The sequence below is a fragment of the Ideonella sp. genome (assembly GCF_041918995.1).
Lineage (GTDB): Bacteria > Pseudomonadota > Gammaproteobacteria > Burkholderiales > Burkholderiaceae_C > Ideonella.
This window is the reverse complement of record NZ_JAYRUN010000006.1, coordinates 98767-119736: the sequence shown is the minus strand read 5'-3', so window position 1 is coordinate 119736 and position 20970 is coordinate 98767. Positions and strand designations below refer to the sequence as shown.

At 71.1% G+C, this 20970-nt stretch carries 22 protein-coding genes; 19 read left to right on the top strand and 3 right to left on the bottom strand.

The genetic code is table 11. The features are described 5' to 3' along the window. The first annotated feature begins 6 nt into the window (after positions 1 to 6). The 15 genes from ACE3UN_RS07305 (at position 7) to queE (ending at position 14560) form a co-directional block, all read left to right on the top strand. Complete coding sequence (locus tag ACE3UN_RS07305; protein ID WP_374674261.1) at positions 7 to 1116, top strand: class I SAM-dependent methyltransferase; 1110 nt, start codon at positions 7 to 9, stop codon at positions 1114 to 1116. 89 nt (positions 1117 to 1205) lie between these two features. Continuing rightward, a complete protein-coding gene (locus ACE3UN_RS07300; protein WP_374674260.1) occupies positions 1206 to 2105 on the top strand; it encodes a hypothetical protein in 900 nt (299 codons plus the stop codon). A gap of 101 nt (positions 2106 to 2206) precedes the next feature. After that, positions 2207 to 2464 (top strand): hypothetical protein, encoded by a 258-nt coding sequence (locus ACE3UN_RS07295; protein ID WP_374674259.1) that lies wholly within the window; start codon positions 2207 to 2209, stop codon positions 2462 to 2464. A 96-nt stretch (positions 2465 to 2560) separates the two neighbouring features. Next, positions 2561 to 2764 (top strand): hypothetical protein, encoded by a 204-nt coding sequence (locus tag ACE3UN_RS07290; protein ID WP_374674258.1) that lies wholly within the window; start codon positions 2561 to 2563, stop codon positions 2762 to 2764. Positions 2765 to 2917: 153 nt separating this feature from the next. Beyond that, the gene (locus tag ACE3UN_RS07285) at positions 2918 to 3805 is read left to right on the top strand and encodes a putative 2OG-Fe(II) oxygenase (RefSeq protein ID WP_374674257.1); all 888 of its coding nucleotides are present in this window, start codon (positions 2918 to 2920) and stop codon (positions 3803 to 3805) included. Further along, positions 3802 to 4650, top strand: a complete 849-nt coding sequence (locus ACE3UN_RS07280) for a hypothetical protein (protein WP_374674256.1) — start codon at positions 3802 to 3804, stop codon at positions 4648 to 4650. Before ACE3UN_RS07285 ends, ACE3UN_RS07280 begins: the two co-directional genes overlap by 4 nt. A gap of 161 nt (positions 4651 to 4811) precedes the next feature. After that, on the top strand, positions 4812 to 7028 hold the full coding sequence (locus ACE3UN_RS07275) for a DUF5916 domain-containing protein (protein WP_374674255.1): 2217 nt from the start codon (positions 4812 to 4814) through the stop codon (positions 7026 to 7028). Positions 7029 to 7060: 32 nt separating this feature from the next. After that, a complete protein-coding gene (locus ACE3UN_RS07270) occupies positions 7061 to 8038 on the top strand; it encodes a hypothetical protein (protein ID WP_374674254.1) in 978 nt (325 codons plus the stop codon). Beyond that, positions 8035 to 9834: a carbamoyltransferase gene (locus tag ACE3UN_RS07265; protein WP_374674253.1), complete on the top strand. Its 1800-nt coding sequence runs from the start codon at positions 8035 to 8037 to the stop codon at positions 9832 to 9834. Before ACE3UN_RS07270 ends, ACE3UN_RS07265 begins: the two co-directional genes overlap by 4 nt. 32 nt (positions 9835 to 9866) lie before the next feature. Continuing rightward, positions 9867 to 10052 carry a hypothetical protein gene (locus ACE3UN_RS07260; RefSeq protein ID WP_374674252.1) on the top strand — a complete coding sequence of 62 codons (186 nt, stop codon included), beginning with the start codon at positions 9867 to 9869 and terminating at the stop codon, positions 10050 to 10052. 20 nt (positions 10053 to 10072) lie between these two features. Then, the gene (locus ACE3UN_RS07255) at positions 10073 to 10819 is read left to right on the top strand and encodes a hypothetical protein (RefSeq protein WP_374674251.1); all 747 of its coding nucleotides are present in this window, start codon (positions 10073 to 10075) and stop codon (positions 10817 to 10819) included. A gap of 117 nt (positions 10820 to 10936) precedes the next feature. Beyond that, entirely contained in the window at positions 10937 to 11380 is a 444-nt protein-coding gene (locus ACE3UN_RS07250; protein ID WP_374674250.1) for a hypothetical protein, read from the top strand. 59 nt (positions 11381 to 11439) lie between these two features. Continuing rightward, positions 11440 to 12738: a radical SAM protein gene (locus ACE3UN_RS07245; protein WP_374674249.1), complete on the top strand. Its 1299-nt coding sequence runs from the start codon at positions 11440 to 11442 to the stop codon at positions 12736 to 12738. An 89-nt stretch (positions 12739 to 12827) separates the two neighbouring features. Next, positions 12828 to 13916, top strand: a complete 1089-nt coding sequence (locus ACE3UN_RS07240; protein ID WP_374674248.1) for a 6-pyruvoyl tetrahydropterin synthase family protein — start codon at positions 12828 to 12830, stop codon at positions 13914 to 13916. 2 nt (positions 13917 to 13918) lie between these two features. Then, a complete protein-coding gene (queE, locus tag ACE3UN_RS07235; protein ID WP_374674247.1) occupies positions 13919 to 14560 on the top strand; it encodes a 7-carboxy-7-deazaguanine synthase in 642 nt (213 codons plus the stop codon). Between the two features lie 44 nt (positions 14561 to 14604). Here queE and ACE3UN_RS07230 read toward each other — a convergent pair whose 3' ends face one another. Both ACE3UN_RS07230 and ACE3UN_RS07225 read right to left on the bottom strand, forming a co-directional pair. Continuing rightward, positions 14605 to 14940 carry an H-NS histone family protein gene (locus ACE3UN_RS07230; protein WP_374674246.1) on the bottom strand — a complete coding sequence of 112 codons (336 nt, stop codon included), beginning with the start codon at positions 14938 to 14940 and terminating at the stop codon, positions 14605 to 14607. Between the two features lie 68 nt (positions 14941 to 15008). After that, positions 15009 to 15302, bottom strand: a complete 294-nt coding sequence (locus tag ACE3UN_RS07225) for a hypothetical protein (protein ID WP_374674348.1) — start codon at positions 15300 to 15302, stop codon at positions 15009 to 15011. A gap of 286 nt (positions 15303 to 15588) precedes the next feature. On the opposite strand from ACE3UN_RS07225, the gene ACE3UN_RS07220 reads away from it, so the two are divergent. The 4 genes from ACE3UN_RS07220 to ACE3UN_RS07205 are packed head-to-tail and all read left to right on the top strand — an operon-like array spanning position 15589 to position 19845. Then, entirely contained in the window at positions 15589 to 16641 is a 1053-nt protein-coding gene (locus ACE3UN_RS07220) for a glycosyltransferase family 9 protein (protein WP_374674245.1), read from the top strand. Further along, entirely contained in the window at positions 16638 to 17735 is a 1098-nt protein-coding gene (locus ACE3UN_RS07215; RefSeq protein WP_374674244.1) for a glycosyltransferase, read from the top strand. The genes ACE3UN_RS07220 and ACE3UN_RS07215 overlap by 4 nt, the downstream gene beginning before the upstream one ends. Beyond that, positions 17732 to 18790: a polysialyltransferase family glycosyltransferase gene (locus ACE3UN_RS07210; protein WP_374674243.1), complete on the top strand. Its 1059-nt coding sequence runs from the start codon at positions 17732 to 17734 to the stop codon at positions 18788 to 18790. The genes ACE3UN_RS07215 and ACE3UN_RS07210 overlap by 4 nt, the downstream gene beginning before the upstream one ends. After that, on the top strand, positions 18787 to 19845 hold the full coding sequence (locus ACE3UN_RS07205) for a glycosyltransferase family 9 protein (protein WP_374674242.1): 1059 nt from the start codon (positions 18787 to 18789) through the stop codon (positions 19843 to 19845). Before ACE3UN_RS07210 ends, ACE3UN_RS07205 begins: the two co-directional genes overlap by 4 nt. Before the next feature lie 15 nt (positions 19846 to 19860). Here the strand turns inward: ACE3UN_RS07205 and ACE3UN_RS07200 are convergent, their stop codons facing one another. After that, positions 19861 to 20928 carry a polysaccharide pyruvyl transferase family protein gene (locus ACE3UN_RS07200; protein WP_374674241.1) on the bottom strand — a complete coding sequence of 356 codons (1068 nt, stop codon included), beginning with the start codon at positions 20926 to 20928 and terminating at the stop codon, positions 19861 to 19863. Positions 20929 to 20970 lie beyond the last annotated feature (42 nt).

Below are 20970 nucleotides of genomic sequence, written 5' to 3'. Positions count from 1 at the left end.
GCCGACATGCTGGTGGAACTGAGACAGATCGTGGCCGCTCGCCTCGGGCGATCCGCCCTGCCGGCGGTGCAGGCGGTGGTGCAGCCCGGGCCGGGCTGTCCGCCAGCCGATGTGCTCGACATGGCGCAGGCCCTCTGCCAAGGCGCCGCGACCTTCCTGCGCGACGACGCACGGACCGTGGCGCAGAAGGGCGCGGACGCCTTGATCCGATTCGTGGCCGGCCTCCCAGCGCACCTCGCCGACGCGGTGCGCCGTGTGCCGGCGCAGACGTCGCCCGCCTGCAAGGCCTGGATCGAACCACAGCTCAACGCGTACGTGTCCCTCGGCTGCACGGTCAACGAGGTGTGGGCGCACCTGATCGGTCCGGAGTCCGGTGTCGACGACGGCGTGGCGAGGGCCTTGTTATGGCACGGGCCGCGTACGGTGCTGGACTTCGGCTGTGGCGGCGGCCACTTCGCCCAACTGATGGCCGAGGCGGGCGCGGAGGTGGACGGTCTCGATATCGACCCGGTGAAGATCGCGTTCTTCCAGTTCCGATCGCGGCTGTACAGCCTGCAGTCGCGCATGCGTGTCGGTCGCCAGCGCGAGACCTACGACATGGTCATGGCCTTGAACGTGCTGGACCACCTGCAGGATCCCCGTCCGGCACTCGATCTGTTCCGGTCGTGCCTGCCGCCCTCCCATGTGCTGTGCACCGTGGCTGCCTTTCCCCACGATGGCTGGCACCAGTCCCAGCGGGAACTGGTGGTGGACTGTGGGCAGCGCCTGTGGCAGGACTTCACCTTGTCGGCCATTGATGAGGGTTTGCCGCCTTGGATGGACTGCTGGGTGCGCCGGCCGCTCGGCCAGCCGGCGCCATCTCTGGACCCCGCCACCGTGCCGCGGCTGAATCCTGGGTCCACGCTGCACCACGGTGACGCGGGTGGCGCCACGCTGTACGCGAACCGCTTCTACAGCCAGCCGCTGCTGCTCGACCCCGACTCTGCCGCGACGTGCCTGCATTTTGATGGCCAGCAGAGCGTGGCGCAGATCGCCCAACGCGCGGAGGTGGACGTGGAGGATCTGCTTTGCCTGTGCGAGACATTGATGACGACGGGGCACCTGTATGTGCCCTGATGCCCCACCGCCGACGGATGCCGCACCACTGCCCGATCTTCGCGCCGCGCAGGCCCGGTTCCCGCTGTTCTTTCACCCAGGAGCGCTCGATGACTGTTTCACCTGACTTGTTCGCCACATTCTCGTCGTTGGTCGACCACCACGACGTGGACCCCCCTGCCGCCGCGGACCGGCTGCGCGAGATGGTGAACGACAACCTCATCGAGGAGAGCGACCACCGCCGCCTGGCATGGCTGGTGAACCATGTCATCGGGGAGACGCTCGGACAGTGGACACTGTCCTCCGACACCCTGGACAGGGGCCTGGGCGCCTCGCGCGAGCCTGCTTGCGTCGTGCAGCGCGCCACGGCGGCCTTGATGTGCGGGCAGGCGGCCCACAGCCTCAGCCTCCTTCCCCGGCTGGCTGAGCTCGCGCAGTGCACGTACCCGATGGCGGCGGCGGTGGTGTACCTGAGCGCACTGCAGTACTCGAAGGACGCGTCCGTGGACGTCAAGGTGCCGGCGTTCAACGGTCTGCTCGAGATGCTGGATGCTCCCGTGGTCTCCATGGGCCGAGTCGCTCCCATCGTCGCGGCCGCGCTGAACAACGTCACCTCCAGCCTGATGGATGCACCGGACGACAACGTCGGTGGCGATCCGTCTGCCTACCGGAGGGCCCTCGTGAAGGGTGCCGAGCGCTGCCGCGCTGTCTGGACGGAAGTGGGCAACTGGATAAACCAGGAGCGTGCCCACTACCTGGTCGCGCTGTGTGCGAACCGATTGCTGGACCACGGGGCGGCCGAGCGGGCCGCGCTTGCGGGCATCGAGACCATTACGAACAACGGCACGGAGGACGTCGACCGGGCGTTTCTTCTACTTGAACTGGCCCGTGCCCGTCGTGGGCTCGGTCGACAGGCCGAAGCGGACGGGGCTCGCCAGCAAGCCATGGCATTGGCCGCGTCGTTCGACAAGGAGGTGCGCGCGACGTTCGACGCACGCGCATTGACCTGACAGGCTCCTGGCCCGGCCGCTTGGCGGGGCCTTGAGAAGAGGCGGCCACCATCGCGATGAGGTGGGGGACGCCAAGTTTCAACCGACTTGAAGGAGAAATCATGCACCCGACAAAAGCCGGGAAGCTGCGAGCTCTGGTCTACACAGGGCTGGCTGGCGGCCTGGTGGGCGTGTCCACCTACAGTGCGGCCGCCCACGGTAACGCATCCAGCCACTCTGCGCCATTGCCCGGGCAGACGATCACCTGGGACGTCGACGACCTGGTCCTGGACGACCTGGTCCCGCCCCAGGACGTGCTTTCCACAACCGCTTTGGCGCTTCCGGTGACGGATCGCGAGGCGTCGGACCGGCTCGAGTAGTCGGCCTTCCCCCAATGAACTTGGTTCGCAGCGTCAGACCGCGTTGCCGTTCCGAAGTCCCATTCAACCCGAAGTCTCTTTGACCAAGGACGCATCATGGACTCGAACAAGACCCGGAAGCTGCGTGCACTCGTCTACACCGGCCTGGCCGGTGGACTGGTGGGCGTCTCCACCTATAGCGCGGCTGCACATGGCAACGCGTACAGCACGGATGTGCTGCCCGAGCACATCAGCTGGGAGGCCGACGACATCGTCGTCACGGCGGACATGCCGCTGAAGCCAAGCCCCCCGGCACAGTAAGCCGCAAGGCTCCTGTCGGCACCGGCGCAAGACCACGTCGGGGCCTGCTCTCCTCAACGATTTCCAGGGTGTGCGCCTGACAGGCGCATCTGCCCAGGGATTCGTCTGCCCAAAGAAGTCGACACCATGGTCTTGGATTCACGGCCGGCCCGCATGGCCGAAGGCGACGACGTGCTCACTGCACTGGCGTTCGACGACAACCCGTCGGCGCTTCTTGCCTTGGAACGGAAGGTCGAGGCGCAGCCCGACCGCGCTGCGGCATGGTGCAGCCTCGGTGTGGCGCACGCCCGGGCGGGTCGCTACCAATCGGCCTTGGAGGCTTTCAGGCGGGCCCTGTCGCTGGCCCCGGGGCACGTCACGTCCACGGCCTATTCCGGCGTGTGCCTGCACATGCTGGGCCGCCACGAAGAAGCAGAGGAGATCCTCGACTACGAGGGCATGGTGGCGGTGTCGCCATTGCTGCCATCGGCGACAGACGAGGAGACGGCGCGGTTCAACGAGCAGCTCCTTGGCCACGTGCTGCACCACCCCACGCTCACGTGGGAACTCACCGACAAGGCCGTCCGCGGCGGATACCAGTCAGAAGAGCTGTTCACGCCCGACGCGCCTGCGGTGATCCAGCAGTTCCGCCGCCTGGTCTCGGCCCGCCTCCATCAGCTGCTGGAACGCAGCGACGCGCGCTCGTCGGACGCGACGGCATCGTCCGACTGGCGGCTGACCTGCTGGGCGGTCAGCCTGGAGCGCGGGGGGTATCAGCTGCCGCACGTGCATCCGCGCGGGCTTCTCAGCGGCGTGTACTACGTGCGCGTGCCGTCTGCTGGCCCTCGCCCACACGCCGGCGCGATCCGGTTCCGGCGGCAGCTGCCCTGGCTGCCGCCGGCAGCGCCGGGATCCATTCCTGTCTCGCGCGTGGTCCTTCCCCGGCCGGGCACGCTGGTGGTCTTTCCCTCGTACTTCTGGCACGACACCGTTCCCTTCGACGCCGACACCACGCGGGTTTCCCTTGCGTTCGATCTGTTCGTCCCTTCCGAGAGGCCATGAACATGCCACTGGATTCCACTTTTCATGCCATCGCGGCGTCGCTGTTCCATCCCGGCATGGGCACCGAGCACATCGGGCCCTTGTTGCATGCAGTCGCCTGCATGCACAGGCCGCGCACGATCTTGGTGGTCGGGGCGGGGTACTCCACGGTCTTCCTGCTGCAGGCGCTGGCCGACATCGAGCAGGAGCGTGCCCGAGACGAGGCCATCCTTGCGGGTCGCATCGACGATCCGGCGCGCCGCGAACTTCTGCTGCCAGACGCCGCTGGCGCCGACCGTGACCATGAGCCCGCACGGCTCATCGTCATCGACGACTTCTCGGACGACCGGGGGCGACTGCGGCATCTCGATCGCTGCATCGAGCAACTCGGGTTGGCGCCTCTCGTTGTCGTCCACAGGCAGCGGTACCAGGAGTGGCAGGCACCGACCCGCTTCCGTGCGGATCTGGTGTGGCTCGATTGTGGTCATCAACTCGACTACAGCGACCTGTGCAATCGCTTCTGGCCACTGGTGAGCGAGGAAGGCGGCCTGCTGGCCATGCACTACACCTACGTGGACATCCAGCCCCTGGCCGATGAGCCGCCGGTGCTGATCCCGGGCCCCTGGATCAATGCAGCGAAGTCACAGCATGCACGCCTGGGACCTCGTGCCACGTTCGAGCTGCTGTCGCTGGTGGAACCGCACAAGCGCCGCCAGGGCAGCGTGTCCTGGCTGCGCAAGAGCCCGGCCGACGCATGCCGCAGTTCCACGCTGGAGCACGAGCAGCGTGCCCTGTACGGACGCTGTGGCCCGGCGTTGGACGAGCTTCACCGGGGGCGGGCGGGCTCCCAGGAGCGGCGCCCATGAGACCGCCTCTCCCTCCACCGGTCCGATCGGCACCGCGGCCGCGCAGTCGCGGCGACGCTCCGTGCGCCAGCTTTTCGCAGGGCCTGGCCCTGGTTCTGGCGATCGTCCTGTTCCTCGCGTTTGGGGCGGCCTGGGCGGGGCCACTGTGGTCAGGGGCCGTGGTGGCCTCGGCCGTGCCGTTGGGCGCGCAACTCGCCTGGATGGCGCCGGACTCCCGCCCGGGGGGGCAGGCCGTGTCCGTCGCGCGGGTGGAAGGTGCCGCCTGCGACATCCTCCTGGACGGGCACGGCGCCGAGCCTTGCTGGGCGGATGCAGTTCCACAGACCGTGGGCCATGTGTTCCGGCCGGTCCCCGGCGGCTGGCCCGCGGTGGAAACGCGCTTCCGGGTAATGCAGGACGCACAGCACCTCTACGTGTGGGTGGAGGCCGACGACCCGGACACGTCCCGCCTGCGGCACGGCAACAGCCGACGCGACAAGGTGGCCAACGACCAGGACAACGTCTCCTTGTACATCGACCCGGTCGGCTCCCGCCGCTTTGCTCAGATGTTCCGCGTCAACCCTTCGGGCTCGCTCACCGACGGCACGTGGAACGAGGCGAACATGGCCCTGAGCCTGGACCCGGACTTCGAGTTCGACGCAGCGACGGCGGTGTCTGCCGCCGGCTGGAGCGCTGAATTCCGGATTCCGTTCCGCTCCTTGCGGTACGCCGCCCGCGAGGGGGCACCCGCGCCATGGACGGTGCTCGTCACCCGCAGCCATCCGCGCGCGGACCGCCATGTGTATGCCAGCGCTCCGATCAGTCCGAACTCTGACTGCTTTCTCTGCCAGAACGCTGTCCTCGAGCGGCTCGATCCGCCGGCCTCGCCCCGCTTCTGGCAGGCCATGCCCTACCTCGCCGCGCGGTCCGTTACCCGCCACGGCGCCGACGGGCGGCACGCGCGCGACCATCTCGACGCCGGGCTCGATGTCAAGGCACGCCTGGGCGCAGCCACCTTCATCGACGCGACGGTCAACCCCGATTTCTCGCAGGTGGACCTGGACACGCCGCAGTTGTCGGCCAACGCCCGCTTCGGCCTGTTCTACCGGGAGAAGCGACCCTTCTTCCTGGAAGGCGCCGACCTGTTCGACGCGCCGTTGCCGCTGCAGACCACCCGGACGATCGGCGAGCCGGCATACGGTGTGCGGCTGACCCACCGCAGCGAGGAGATGGATGCGCTGGCCATCCTCGCCCGGGACCGCGGCGGCGCCGCGATCATGTACCCCGGACCATTCCAGTCGTACCCGATCGTCCGGGACAGCGAGGCTGACGTGGCGCTGGTGCGGACACGGTGGTCCGTGGGCCCGAAGGTCGCGGTCAAGGGGTTGGCGAGCCTGCGACAGTTCGACGACGGCGAGCGCAACGCGGTACTGGGTGCCGATCTGGCCTGGCAGGCCAGCCCCAGCAGCCGATACCGCTTCCAGTGGGCTGTCAGTGAGACGCGCCGCGATGCCCGCCATCTGGCGGAGCGGACCTCCGGCCCGCCGCCAGGCGCCGGCCAGGCCGCGCTGGCCGAGCATTCGTACTACGGTAGCCGCTGGGAATCGCTGCTCACCCTGGAGCGGATCGGCAGCGCCTTCCGCTCAGAGAACGGGTTCCTCGGTCAGGTGGGCCACGGTCGGGCACAGGCCATCGTCGGCTACCGCCTGGGTCCGCAAGGATGGTTTTCCGAAGTCAAGCCGTGCCTTACCTGGGAGCTCAACGAGGCGCTCCCAGGCGGTCTGGTGTACCGCCAGCTCCGGCCGGCCATCCAGCTGCTCGGGCCCTCCACCAGCGTGTTCGTCCAGGCGCAGCTGGACGATGCCCGGGCAGACCGGGATCGTCCATCCCACCGCCTGCCGCAGTGGATGGGCAGCGTGAGGTGGACGCCCGGGCCGGGGCTCACTTTGCTGCAGGTGGACGTCGAGGCGGGACGCCGGCTGGATTACGCCAGCGACCAGGTGGGGCCGGGAGTTCGCCTGCACGGGGAAATCGGCTACCGCCTGGCACGGCATGTCGACATCGGGCTCGTCAGCAACCACGAGCGCATCGACCGTGCGGACGGCGGCGCAATGCTGTCCGACACCAACCACCAGTTGCTTGGCACGCACAGCCTCGGTGGCGATCGGTGGGTACGTTTGATTCTCCAGACCTTCCGGACCGAGCGCTCGGTGCCATCGAGCGACCACCGGGTGAGTGAGCGGCACGTCGGCTCCCTGGTGTGGGCCGTCGCGCCGTGGCCGGGATCCCAGCTCAGCGTCGGCCTGTCCGCCGTCCTGGGCCACGACGCGTCGAGCCGGCATCACCGCACGCAGGAGGCCTTCCTGAAGTGGCAGCACGCCTTTGCCGGTGGCTTTTGAGCTCGCCGGGTCTGTTCATACGGAGCCGATGCATGAACCAATTCGAGGATTACGTGCGTGATGCATGGACCCACCATGCCTGCCACCCGCATGCGGTGCTCGAGCGCCTGGAAATAGGCTTCGAGCTGCTGTGCCAGCTCGACGACATCGCCGGCCGGCTGGCCGACTTCTCCGTCGTCGTCGAACACACGGCGCTGGCGCACTGCGGGCAGTGGGCTCCAGTGGACCACTGGCTCACCCGGCTGCGTGCGCTCGGTCGGCCGGATGGTCGACCCCTCGAGTCGACGAAGGGCATCGGCCGGTTGGCGTTCGCGCTGACCATCGCCCAGGTCGGCCATGCGGACCCGCCACCGTTGCCTGACGACCAGGTGCTGCCTGCCTGCGCCAACGGCCTCGCTGCGCATTGCCACGCGCACGGCCCCGCCGCCGCCCTGGCCTGGATCCACCGCTTCAGCCAGGGGCTGCCAACGGCGACGCGCAGCCACATCAAGGCGGTCGCTGGGGCGATGAATGGGCTGAGCTTTCATCTGTCGCGGTTGAGCGATGGCCCGGGGGCTCAGGAGGTCAGCATCGCGGCCGCCACGCTGAGCCGGGACGCCCGTGCACTGCTGGGCCACTGGCGCGCGCTGGCCGATGCCGAGCGATTCCTCAGCCTCACGCTGGCGGAGCTCGACCACGGTGAGCCGGCGCAGGCGAGCGCTCGGCGCTGTCAGGCCCTGTGCAGTCAGAACGCGGCGCCGGTGATGGACCGGTTCCTGGCGGCGCATGCCATGGCCCGTGCGTCGTGCTGCCTGGGCGATGCCACGAGCGCCCAACAAGCCCGAGCGGAGATGGCCTGTCTGCTGGCGGAGATCGACGACACCGCTGCACGCGCGCAGCTGGCGGCGCTGTTGCTGTCCGTGGACGTCCGGATGCAGCAGCAGGCCGACTTCGACGGTGCATCCGATTCCCATGCGCCCACCGGCGCGAATGACCCCCCCATGCCACGCCCACTCAAGGAGGATGCATGAACACGTTGGGACTGTCCTTCGACTTTCACGATGCCTCGGCCGCCCTGATGTGCGGTGGGGACCTGATGGCCACCAGCGCGGAAGAGCGCTTCACGCTCCAGAAGCACGACCCGAGCTTTCCTGCGCACGCGGCCGAGTGGGTGCTGCAGCATGCGCAACAGCAGGCAGGCGACGTGGATGTGGTTGCCTTCTATGAGCGGCCGGACGAGAAGTTCGCACGGGTTCTGCACTGCGGGTTCGAGCGCTTCCCCCGCGGCAGCGCCTCGTTCGCACGGGCGATGAAGAAATGGCTGGGCACCACCCTGTGGACTCGCAATCACATCGCCGAGCAGCTCGGTGTGTCGCCCAAGAAGATCGTCTGCGTCCCGCACCACGACAGCCACGTGGCACAGGCCTTCGTCGAGTCGCCGTTCGAGTCGGCTGCCGTGCTCGTCGTGGACGGTGTGGGTGAATGGGCCTCCACGACCCTGGCTGTCGCGTCGCGGGCCGGCGGGGTGAAGGTCCTGGAGCAACTCGACTACCCCCAGTCCATCGGCCTGGTCTATGCGGCCTTCACGGCCTTTCTGGGGTTCAAGCCCAACTCGGGCGAGGCCAGCACCATGGCCCTGGCTGCCTTCGGGGAGCCGCGCTACGTGGACGAGATCGTGAAGGTCATCCGTCCGCTGGCCGGCGGGCACTACGCCGTCGACCCCGACCACTTCAACTTCCTGGCGGAGGACGAGCAACTCTTCCGGCCAGCGTTTCGACGACTGTTCGGCGAGCCGCGCGACGTGCAGCGCAGGTACCCCTTCGACGCCTTGCGCGACGAGCAGGTGGGCGTCACCGAGCTCGACCGCCGGCACGCCGACATCGCGTGCAGCCTGCAACTCGTGCTCAGCGAGGTGCTTCTGGGCCTGTGCGAGCGACTGAGGCTGCTCACCGGGGAGGACAAGCTGTGCCTGGCAGGCGGCGTGGCGATGAACTGCCTGGCGAACACCGACATCGTCCGCTTCTCGGGTTTCCGCCACATCTTCGTTCCACCCGACCCAGGCGACGGCGGCGCAAGCGTCGGCGCGGCGGCGCTGCTCAGTGGCATGGGTCGACCCAGGCCGCGGGCCACACCCTACCTGGGGCCGGCGTGCGACCCAGCCGCCGTCTCGGCCCTGCTGGAGCCCGGCTTCCTCCAGCAGCTCGGCAACGTGAACCGCACGCCCGGCGTACCGGAGGTCGCTGACATGTCGGTGGTGCGCATGGAAGAGGGTGCGCTGGTCGAATGGGTGGCCGCAGCCCTGGCCCAGGGGCAGATCGTGGGCTGGGTGCAGGGCCGGTTGGAGTCGGGGCCGCGGGCCCTGGGCAACCGGTCCTTGCTGGTCGATCCCGCCAACCTGGACGCGGTTCGCCGCCTGAGTCGCACCATCAAGAGCCACTCGCATTTCCGGCCCTACGCGTTGTCCATCGCCGGGGAGGCGGCCGAGCGCATCCTCGATTGCGGCTTCACCAGCGAGCCCGTGTTGCGCTGGATGCAGACCATCTGGCCGGTGCGGCGCCAGTTTCACACCCTCTTGCGCGGCGGCGTGCACGTGGACGGGACGACCCGGCCCCAACTCGTGTGGCGCGACGACAACCCGCGCTACTGGATGCTGCTGCAGGCCTTCGAGCGGCAGTCTGGCCTGCCCGTGTTGCTGAACACCTCCTTCAACGAGCGGTCCATGCCCATGGCCGGCGGCGCACCCGTCGCCCTGACGACGTTTCTGCGCACCGGCATGGATGCGGTGGTCATCGGCGACACCGTGCTGCGCAAGACATGGAAGCGATAGGCCCACTCCGTCCCCCCTGCTGAGGAGATCCCATGTTTCACCTGCTCGACCGCGCTGCCAGTGCCTTGAAGACCCTGGCCGACCTGTTCCTCGTGCTGCGCCAGCGGCGCCACCGCCGATTCCTGCTGCTGTTCCCAGTGCTGGCGCTGATCGCCATGGTGATGGCCGCCATTTCTTCGTCCGGCGCGCTGGCGCCCTTCGTCTATCCGCTGTTCTAGCCCTGCAGGAGGCCTTCGCCATGCTGACATCCATTCGCAACTGCACCATCCGGTGGCTGCTTCCCCTGGCCTGGAGGCACCATCCCGGCCGCGCCGCGCTGGCGCTCAGGCGGTTCGGGGACACCGAGGCCGACAGTGGTTGGCAGTACCTGTGTGCACTGGGCCATGCCCAGGACCCGGCCTTGCAGCGCATGCTGTTCTCCAATGTGCTCGAGGAGTTGCGGCACGCCGACTACTTCCTCGCAGCGGCGCACCAACTGGCCACCCGTCGCCTTCACCTGCCCGCGGCTGCTCGGCAGCGCCTTGTCCGGTCCCCGGCCGACCTGCCGTATTTCCTCGCCTACGCGCACGAGTGCGAGCGCAGCATCCATGGCCAGTTCGACGCTTTCGCCGCCGCCTGCCACATGCCCGAGGTGGCGGAGGTCTTCCGGCGCATCAGCGAGGACGAACAGACGCACGAGTCCGAGGCGCTCGGCTTCCTGCACCGCAGCATGGGCGAGGAAGTCGCGGTCGTGCGTCGGTGGGTGCGTCGGGCGAAATGGGCCCGCCTGTACGAGGCCTGGATGCGCGGTTCCCAGCGCATGGGCGACGCCATGTTCGGGCTCGTCCTCTCAGCCGTGTTCTTTGCCTTCGGCCCCTGCGTGGCGTGGCCACTGGCCGGGACCTCACCGAATGCGACCCCGCAGCCCGCTCCCGGCGGCGGCGCCCGACGATGGCGGCCCCAGCGGCGCGACGCGGACGCGGTGGCGACGAGAGAGGAGGGCTGATGCGTACCCCATGACCTGACCGCCACCCCCCCGCCTTGCCGGCGCAGGGCGCACCCTCTCTCGCGGGAGGTCGCCCCACGTCGAGGTTCACCTGCCATCCTTTCAACAGGCTTCCCGATGAACACCTTGCGTCCTTGTTCCTCCTGTCACCGCCACGCGGCGGCGGACGACCGCCATTGCCCGTTCTGCGGCACCGCGCTGCGCCTCGGTGCCCATTCGCCGGCGGCACCGATCATTCCGCCGCGCCTGAAGCGGGCCGCCACCTTTGCCTTCTCCAGTGCCCTGGCGGCGAGCGCCGGTGCGTCATGGCCCCCCGTGGAAGCGGCGTCGCCGGACCGCGCCGCCTTGCTGGAACTCACGGCGCTCGGTTCACCTGGGGTGATCTATGGCGCCGACCCGCAGGGCCGGCGGGTGGGTCAGCCGCGCTCGGCCACCGAAGGCCCGCCGCACGAGCTGCCGCCGCGGCCAGCGCTGCAGGCTCCACGGGCCGCACCCGCTGAACAGTCGCCTGCCAGCGGGCCGCGCGCGGCGCCCCTGGGGGACCCCGGTTCACCCGCCTGACCAGACCCGCCATGGCACCCCGAGCACCAACGACCCGGCGGGTGTTCCCGCTTCGACCCATGGCGGCGCCGGCCGCCCCCGTCACGCTCGACGACACGACGCGGGAGATCGACCGGCATTGTCGGCCCGTGCTGGCGGTGTGGGAGCTCACCTTGCGCTGTGACCAGGCCTGCCGTCATTGCGGATCGCGCGCCGGGCGCGCCCGACCCGACGAGCTCAGCACGGCGCAGGCCTTGCAGCTGGTCGAACAGCTCGCTCAACTCGGCACCCAGGAGGTCACCTTGATCGGAGGGGAGGCGTACCTTCGCGACGATTGGCTGGACATCGCGCGGGCCATTCGCTTAGCCGGCATGGACTTGACGATGGTCACGGGTGGGCGCGGCCTGTCGGCCCAGCGGGCCGAGGCGCTGCGTGAACTGGACATCACCAACGTGTCCGTCTCCGTCGACGGCCACGAGCCCGTGCATGACGCGTTGCGCGGGGTACGCGGCAGCTGGCGGGCCGCACTGGACGCAATCGCCCACCTGCGCGCGGTGGGCATCGCCCCGTCCGCCAACACCCAGATCTGCCGCCCCAACCTGACCGGCCTGGAGGGCATGCTCGTCACCCTCCTGGATGCCGGCATCCAGTCGTGGCAGGTCATGCTGACGGTCCCCATGGGCCGCGCGGCGGACGATCCCACGCTGATCCTCGAGCCGTTCCAGATGATCGAGGTCATGCCCATGGTCGTTCGGGCCCAACGTGTGCTGCAGGCACGCGGAGGTCGGCTCTGGCCGGGAAACAACCTCGGCTACTTCGGTCCCCACGAGCACCTGCTGCGCGGCAGCATGCCGCGCGGCCACATGGCTCCGTGTGGCGCCGGCCGGACGGCCCTGGGCATCGAAGCCGACGGCACGGTCAAAGGCTGTCCGTCCTTGCCGACGCAGGCCTATGCCGGCGGCAACGTCAAGACGCACACCCTGCAGGACATCTGGGAACGGGCTCCCGCACTGCGCATCACGCGGGGCCACACCCGCCCGGACCTGTGGGGTTATTGCGCAGGCTGCTACTACGCCGACCACTGCCGCGCAGGCTGTACCTGGACCTCGCACGTGGTGCTGGGCCGGGCGGGGAACAACCCGTTCTGCCACCACCGCTCGCTGGAGTATCTCCAGCAGGGGGTGCGGGAGCGCCTGCGGCACGTCACGCCCGCCAGCGGCGTGCCCTTCGACCATGGGCGCTTCGAGAGCTTTCTGGAGCCTTGGCCGCCAGACGAACTGCAGCGGGCGCGTGAGCTGGTCGCCACAGGGGAGGGATGGCTGCTGCACACCCAGCGCGCCCACGATAGGGCGCCTGTGCCGGGCCCGTCCCAGCAATGACGGGGCTGCGTTGGTAAACTTCGGGTCTTCCCCTCCCGCCGCACGGGTTGGCCACGTCCCCATGGCCAACCCGTTTGTCTTTGCACGTGATGTCACGCGTTTCCACCACCGCCGAAGCCCGTTTCGAGTCGGCGCGCCAGCTGCCGGGCCTGCCGGCCAGCCACCCCGCCTCGCGTCTGCACGGGCATGGTTTCGTGGCGGGCGTCTGGGCCGGGCAGCGTCCGGGCGACACGGCATTTGCCGGCGACGAGGTGTCCGCCCTGCAACGCCGGCTGGGCCTTTCGGTGGCCGAGCTGGACCACCGCCTCCTCAACGAGCTGGTGTCCGAGCCGGGCGACGAGCAGCTGGCGCGCTGGCTGTCGGAGCGACTGTCCCTGTCGGGCTGGCAGCGCGTGGCCGTGGCCAGCCTGCCCTCGCGCGGCGTCGAGATCGGGGACGACGGGCAGGCGCGCGTCTGGCGGCGCTACCGCTTCGAGTCCGCGCACCGGCTGACCCACGTGCCGCTGGGCCACAAGTGCGGCCGGCTGCACGGCCACGGCTTCGAGGCGGTGGTGCTGGCGGCCGTGCAGCCCGGCGAGCCGTCGCACCTGGCCGCGGACCGGCTGGACGGGGCCTGGGCACCGCTGCATGGACAGCTCCACCACGCCTGCCTGAACGAGCTGCCCGGGCTCGAGAACCCGACCAGCGAGATGCTCAGTGTCTGGTTGTGGCAGCGCCTGGCCGCCACGCTGGACGGCCTGGCGGCCGTGCGCGTGTACGAGACGGCGTCCTGCGGTGCCCACTACGACGGTGCCGAGCACCGCATCTGGAAGGACTTCCACCTCGACAGCGCGGTGCGCCTGCGCCATGCGCCTGCCGGGCACCCGGCCGCCGCGGTGCATGGCCACACCTTCCTGCTGCGCCTGCACCTGCGTGCGCCGCTCGACACGGTGCGTGGCTGGGCGGTGGACTTCGGCGATGTGAAGGAACTGTTCAAGCCCGTGTTCAAGGCGCTCGACCACCATCCGTGGCACGAGAACCCCGCCCTGGCCGACGCGGACCTGGCCAGCGTGGCGACCTGGGCACTGGCGCAGGCCCGCGAGCGCCTGCCGCAGGTGGACCGCGTGGACCTGTTCCAGACGCCGGGATGCGGCGTCGCGGTGTGCCAGGGCGAGGCCCGTCCCGCCCTGGGGGCCTGAGCATGACCTACACCGTCAAGGAGATCTTCTACACGCTGCAGGGCGAAGGCGCCCAGGCGGGCCGGGCCGCGGTGTTCTGCCGCTTCGCTGGCTGCAACCTGTGGAGCGGCCGCGAGGCCGACCGCGCCACCTCGGTGTGCCGCTTCTGCGACACCGATTTCGTGGGCACCGACGGACCGGGTGGCGGGAAGTTTCCCCAGGCCGCCGACCTGGCCGAGGCGGTGGCGCGTTGCTGGGCCCAGGGCGCCGGCGCAGGCGGACGCCCGATGGTGGTGTGCACGGGTGGCGAGCCGTTGCTGCAGCTGGATGCGCCGCTGATCGAGGCGCTGCACGCGCGCGGCTTCGACGTCGCGGTGGAGACCAACGGCACCCAGCCCGCGCCCCCGGGGCTGGACTGGGTGTGCGTGAGCCCGAAATCCACCGCGCCGCTGGTGCTGACCGCCGGCGACGAACTGAAGCTGGTCTATCCGCAGGCCGACGCGCCGCCGGAGCGCTTTGCCGGCCTGGCGTTCCGCCACTTCGTGCTGCAGCCCATGGACGGCCCGGACCGGGTGGCCCACACGCAGGCGGCCGTGGCGTACTGCATGCAGCATCCGCAATGGCGGCTGGGCCTGCAGACGCACAAGGTGCTGGGCATCGCCTGATCGCCTGTTCGGCGGACCGTGCCGCGCCACGCGGCACGTGGGGGTCAGGCGGTGGCGTCCGGCTTCAGTTCATCCACCCGCAGGCCTTCCTTCAGCAGCGCGCGGCGCAGCCAGTCGGGGTGGGGCCCCTGGCCGTCCCAGGTCTCGCCGGTGACGGGATGGCGGTACTTCACCGGCAAGGGTGCCAGCGATGCGGTGGGCTCGGGGGCCGCGGTCGCGGGGGCGAGCAGGTCGTCCACCGTGATGCCCCAGTACTCCATCAGGGCCTCGATGCGCGCCAACACGGCAGCACGCTCACGGCGCGACAAGGGCACGGTGCCTGGCGAGGCGGGCTCGACGGGCTCGGCAGGCAGCGCGAAGGAGTCGTCGGGATCCGGCATGGGCCGCGGGGAAAAGTGGGCTCGAAAAGCGCAGCGGCCGCCCAGGAGGGCGGCCGCTGCGCAGGCCGTCAGGTGGCCGAGGGGGTGGAGTCGGCCGGTGGCGTGGCCGGCTTGGTCCCGGGTGGCGTACCGGCGGCCAGGGCGGCCTCCAGTTCCTTGCACGAGGGCGCACACACGGCCTGGGCCTTGCCCAGCAGCTTGCGCGACTTCAGCTGGGCCCGCGGGCGGTGCTTGCCGCAGAGAAAGCACGACATCGTGGCCGCGCCGAAGGCACCGGTTGCGGAGAACGGGGAACCCGCCACTTTCGAGCGGTAACGCAAACCTCCGGCGTCGATGGAGGTCTTGGGATCGTCCTTGGCCAGGATAAGCTCCTTTGACAGACTGAACGCGACAAGGGCAGAGCGCCGGACGCGGGACAAGGCAGTGCCTGGCCCCAGCGGGCAGCGTTGGCTCCGCCAACGCGACATTATCGCCCATCCAACAAGACCGCGCATTGCGTGGGCGCAGCCGCCGGGGCTGGCGCCCGGGCGGGTGGCGGCGCGCACGCGGCGGATAATCCCGGGCCGCACCGCTTGATCCACCGCGACCGCTGTCCATGACCTCCTGCTGCCTGTCTACCGCGTGCTGCCTCCGGGCGTGGGCCAAGGCGTGACCCCCCGCCTGCTCATCGTCCGCCTCAGCGCCATCGGCGACGTGGTCATGGCTTCGGGCCTCATCCCCGCCCTGCGTGCGCGCTGGCCCCAGGCGCAGATCAGCTGGCTCACCGAGGCGGCGACCGCACCGCTGCTGCGCCACCACCCGGACCTGGCCGAGGTCATCGTCTGGCCGCGTGCCGACTGGCAGGCCCTGTGGCGCCAGCGACGCTGGCGCGCGCTGTGGCAGGCGGTGCGCAGCTTCCGGCGCGGCCTGCGCGACCGGCACTTCGACATCGTCATCGATGCCCAGGGGCTGCTCAAGAGCGGCCTGCTGGCGCGCCTGAGTGGCGCGCCACGGCGCGTAGGCCTGCTCTCGCGCGAGGGCAGCCAGTGGCTGATGACCGAGCGCGTGGGCGCGCCGCCGGGCGACGACCCCCGCATGAGCCACGAGTACCGGGACCTGGCCGATCACCTGGGCGCCCCGGCCGGCAGCTTTCGCCTGTCGCTGGCCGTGGGCGACGCGCCCCGCGCCACGGCACGCCAGGCGCTGGCCGATGCCGGCGTGCGCGGCCGCGTCGCGGTGCTGGCGCCTTTCACCACCCGGCCGCAGAAGCACTGGTTCGAGGACCGCTGGTCCGCCCTGGCCGGCGCCCTGGCCGCCGAGGGCCTGGTGCCGGTGCTGCTGGGCGGGCCGGGCGACCGGGACGCGGCCGCGCGCATCGCCGCAGATGCGCCGACGCTGGTCGATCTCACCGGCCGCCTCCGGCTCGACGAGACGGTGGCGGCCATCGCCGAGGCGGCCGTGCTGGTGGGCGTGGACACCGGCCTGACCCACATGGGCACGGCCCTGCGCGTGCCCACCGTGGGGCTGTTCGGCTCCACCCGGCCCTACCTCGACGCCGGCACCCCCCGCACGGCCATCCTGTACGAGCCGCTCGACTGCTCTCCGTGCCGCCGGCACCCCACCTGCGGCGGGGCGTTCCACTGCATGCGCCAGTGGAGCGTGGACCGCGTGCTGCGCCAGGTGCGGCGACAGCTCGCCGTGGCCGAGGAGACGGCGGCATGAAGGTGCTGCATGTCGAGGCCGGCAAGCACCTGTACGGCGGCGCGCTGCAGGTGGTGTTCCTGATGCGTGGCCTGGCCGCCCGCGGCGTTCCCGTGGCGCTGGCCTGTCCCGCCGGCAGCGCCATCGCGGCGGCGGTGCGTGAACTCGGCCTGCCGGTGCACGAGATGCCCATGCACGGCGACGCCGACATCGGCCTGGTGGGCCGCCTCGGGCGGCTCATCCGCCAGGAGCGGCCCGACCTGCTGCACCTGCACAGCCGGCGTGGCTGCGACACCTGGGGCGCCGTGGCCGGGCGCCTGCAGCGCGTCCCGGTGGTGCTGAGCCGGCGGGTGGACAACCCCGAGTCGCGCGCCTGGGCGGCGCTCAAGTACCGCCTGCCCGACCATGTGGTGACCATCTCGCAGGGGATCCGGCAGGTGCTGCTGGCCGAGGGCCTGCCTGCCGCGCGCATCACCTGCGTGCCCAGTGCCGTGGACACGCAGCAGTACCGGCCCGACCGCGCGGCCCTGGCCGACTTCCGTGCCGAGTACGGCCTGGCGCCGGACGAGCCGGTCATTGGCATGGCCGCGCAGTTCATCGAGCGCAAGGGCCACGCCACGCTGCTGGATGCGATGCCGGCGGTGCTGGCACGGCACCCCCGCACCCGCGTGCTGCTGTTCGGCCAGGGCCCGCTGGTCGAGCCGGTGCGCGCGCGCATCGAGTCGGACGAGCGCCTGCGCGGCCGCGTGCAGCTGGCCGGCTTCCGACGGGACCTGGACCGCCTGCTGCCCTGCCTGGACCTGCTGGCCCACCCGGCGCACATGGAAGGGCTGGGCGTGGCGCTGCTGCAGGCCGCGGCCTGCGGGGTGCCCATCGTGGGGGGACGTGCGGGCGGCATCCCGGAGATCGTGCGCCCGGGCCTCAACGGCGAGCTTGTCGAGCCGGGGGACGCGCCGGGCCTGGCCGCGGCCCTCACTGGCCTGCTGGACGACCCGGCGCGGCGCGCCCGCTACGGCACCGCCGGCCGCGCCTGGGTGGAACGGCATTTCTCCATCGACGCCATGGTGGAGGGCAACCTGGCCGTCTACCGGCGCCTGCTGGAGGCCCGTCGATGAGCGCCGCCCGCGCCAGCCGCGTGGCCGTGTACTTCGTGGCTTCTCCGCTGCAGTACCTCGCTGCGCGCCAGATCGCGCAGACGCACGAGCGTGGCGCGCGCCAGGTGCTGGTCTGGTACCAGCCCGGGGTGGAGCCTGTGGTGCAGCGCGGCGAGTGGGACGCTGCCGCCTACATGCCCTGGCCCCGCCACCGGCCGTTGCCCGGGCCCTTCGGTCGGCATCGCCGGCTGCGCGCGAACGTGCGCGAGGTGGCCGCGCTGGTCGGCCCGGCCGAGGTGCTGCACCTGCACAGCGCGGTGTTCGACACCGAGGCCATCAACTACTTCCTGCACGCGCTGCCGCGGGGGTGCGGCGCGCGCGAGATGCACGCGCGCATCCTGCCCGACGGCATCATCGGCGTGCGGCGCTATCCGCTGTCCACGGCCAAGCGAGTGGCGCAGCAGCTGCGCCGCCTGCGGGCGCTGGCGGCGCCGGAGTTGCGCTACACGCCGTTCGCCGGCGACCGCATCGGCTCCGACGCGCCGTTCTGCGACCGCATCTACGTCCTGCCCGGCCTGCCGCACGAGTACCCTGCCCACAAGGTGGTCACGCTGGCCCCGCTGGTGCAGGCGGCTGCCGCCCCATCCGCGGCAGCGGGGCCTCGGCGCGCGCTGGTCATCGGGCAGCCGCTGGTGGGCGCGGGCCTCGCGGACGAGGCCGGGGCGCGCGCCGTCGCCGGGCGGCTGCGCGCCTGGCTGGCGGCGCGCGGCATCCAGCACGTGCTCTACAAGGGCCACCCGAAGGACCCGCACCAGGAGCTCAGCGCGCCGGGCGACGAGATCGTGCGCATCGACCAGCCCCTGGAGCTGTGGATGGCCACCCAGGCCTTCGACGCGGTGGTGGGCGCGCGCTCCAGCGCGCTGCTCTTCGCCCGCCAGGTGCACGGCCCCGGCACCGAGGTGGCGGCCTTCGGCTGGGACCACCTGCGCTTCAAGTCGCCGGCCGAGCGCGAGAGCATGCGACGCGCCTTCGAGGCGGCCGGCGTGCGCATCGACCCCCCCGCTGACGCGCCATGACGGGCATGACGAACGACCTCTTCGACGACCTCACCCACCACCCCAGCCGCCACCCGGACCGGCGGCCCACCACGGCGGTGCTCATCACCTACTCCGGCATCGGGGACCTGGTCTGGCACCTGCCGTACTTCGAGGCGGTGGCCGCCACCAGCCACGGCGGCCGCGTGACGCTGGTGACCGCCCCGTCCACGCTGGCCACCGCCTTGCTCGCCGACACACCCTGGCTGGAGCGGGTGGTGGAGATCGACCATCGTCCGCGCGCCGCCGAGGGCCGGCGCGGCCGCCATCAGGGGCCGCTGGGCCTGTGGCGCATGGCGCGCGAGCTGCGCGCGCTGCGCCTGGACCGCATGGTGCTGTTCTCGGGCCGCGCGAGCCGGGCCCTGCTGGCCTGGGGCGCCGGCGTGCCGCTGCGCGCGGGGTATGGCTTCGATGCGTGGGGCCGCCTGTTCCTCAACCAGCCGCCGTTCATCCGGCCCTACCGAGGCCCGGCCGTCGCCATCTACGAGCACGCCACCGCCTTCGCCATGGCGCATGGCTGGTGCAGCGGGCCGCTGGCGCCGCGTCTGGCCGTGTCGCCCCAGCGGGTGCAGGCCATGGCCGAGCGCCTGGCGGGCCTGCCGCAGCCGCGGGTGGCCTTCGGCATCGGCACGTCGGAGCCGCGCAAGCAATGGGGCGCGGCCGGTTTCGCCGCGGTGGCACAGGCGCTGGTGGCCCAGGGCCGCGGCGTGCTGCTGCTGGGCGGGCCGGGGGAGCAGGTGCTGGCCGACGACATTGTGGCCCGGCTGCCGGAGGCCCAGCGCCCGGCTGTGCGGGCGCTGTGCCGCGAGCGCATCCTGGACACCGCGGCGGCGCTGTGCCTGGCCGAGGCCGCGCTCAGCAACGACACCGGCGTGGCGCAGCTGGCGGCGGCCTGCGCGCGCCCCAGCCATGTGCTGCTGGGAGACCGTCCGCCGTTCACGCACGACCCGCTCATGCGCATGATCCGGGCCGACTCGCTGGCCGCCATCACGCCGGCGATGGCCTGCCAGGCGCTGGGGGTGCCGGCCCCGGCCTGAGCCGCGGCCGGCGCGTCAGCCGAGGGCCAGCGCCTCGCGGAGGGCAGCCACGTAGGTGGCCTCCACCTCGCGCTTGTGCACCATCAGCCGCTGGCCGCGCTCGGCCACCTCGGCGACCACGCGGTCGAAGGCCTGCAGTGCGGCGTCCACGCCGGCTTCCGGCGTCACCATCTCGGCCAGGAAGCCGCGCGCGGTCTCGCCGCGCTTGTCGTGCGCCACGCAGACGCCCGGAATGCCTTGCGAGGCCGACATGCCGACGCCGTGGATGCGGTGGCCCACCACCGCGTCGTAGCGGCCGTACAGGCCACGGTAGGCGATGGCGTCGTAGTGGTAGCGCACCGGCAGCCGCCCCGCCCAGTCCTGCTGCGCCAGCGGCAGCTCGTCGATGTAGTGGGCCACCAGCTCGAACTCGATCTGGCCGCCGTGCCGGGCGAGCAACTGCTCGTACAGCGCCTGCAGGTAGCGGGCCGTGGCGGGGGCAACCCGGTTGTGCGCCGAGGCACGGTCGGTGCCGTAGATGAGGCCCACCCGGCGCACCGCCCGGCGCGGCGCCTCGGCGTCCTCGTCGCAGCACAGCAGGGCGGGGCAGGTGACGTGGCGGGCGCCCACCGGGGCGAGCGCCGCGGTCGTGGTGGTGTCGCGGCAGGTCACCAGCCGGGCGGCACGCAGCACCGCCATCTCCGTCTCGCTGAAGTGCGCCGAGGAGAAATCGAACGGCCGGTTGGTGCCCAGGCCGAGGAACAGGGTGGGGGTGCCGTGCTCGGCGATGCGGCGGTACAGCGGCTCCAGGCGCCGGCCGCGCCACTCCGGCGAGCCCGCGAACACGACCATGTCGACGCAGCGGAAGTCCGTGTCGTCCTTCAGGGAGTTGTCCAGGAAGGGCGCCAGCCGCCCGCCCGCCAGGCCACGGTCCAGCGCCTGCAGCCAGCGGTTGATGCGCCGGGTGCGGCGCACCTGCGGGTTGCGGTTGAAGATGACGGGGTTGAAGTCCAGCCCGGCCAGGCGCAGCGCGCGCATGCAGCCCAGCAGGATGAACTCATCGCCGGGGTTCCATTGGCGCGTGGTGGAGAAGACGATATTCACCCCCGCATTGTCGCCGCGCCGGCGGCCCTTGGCCCGGCCGGG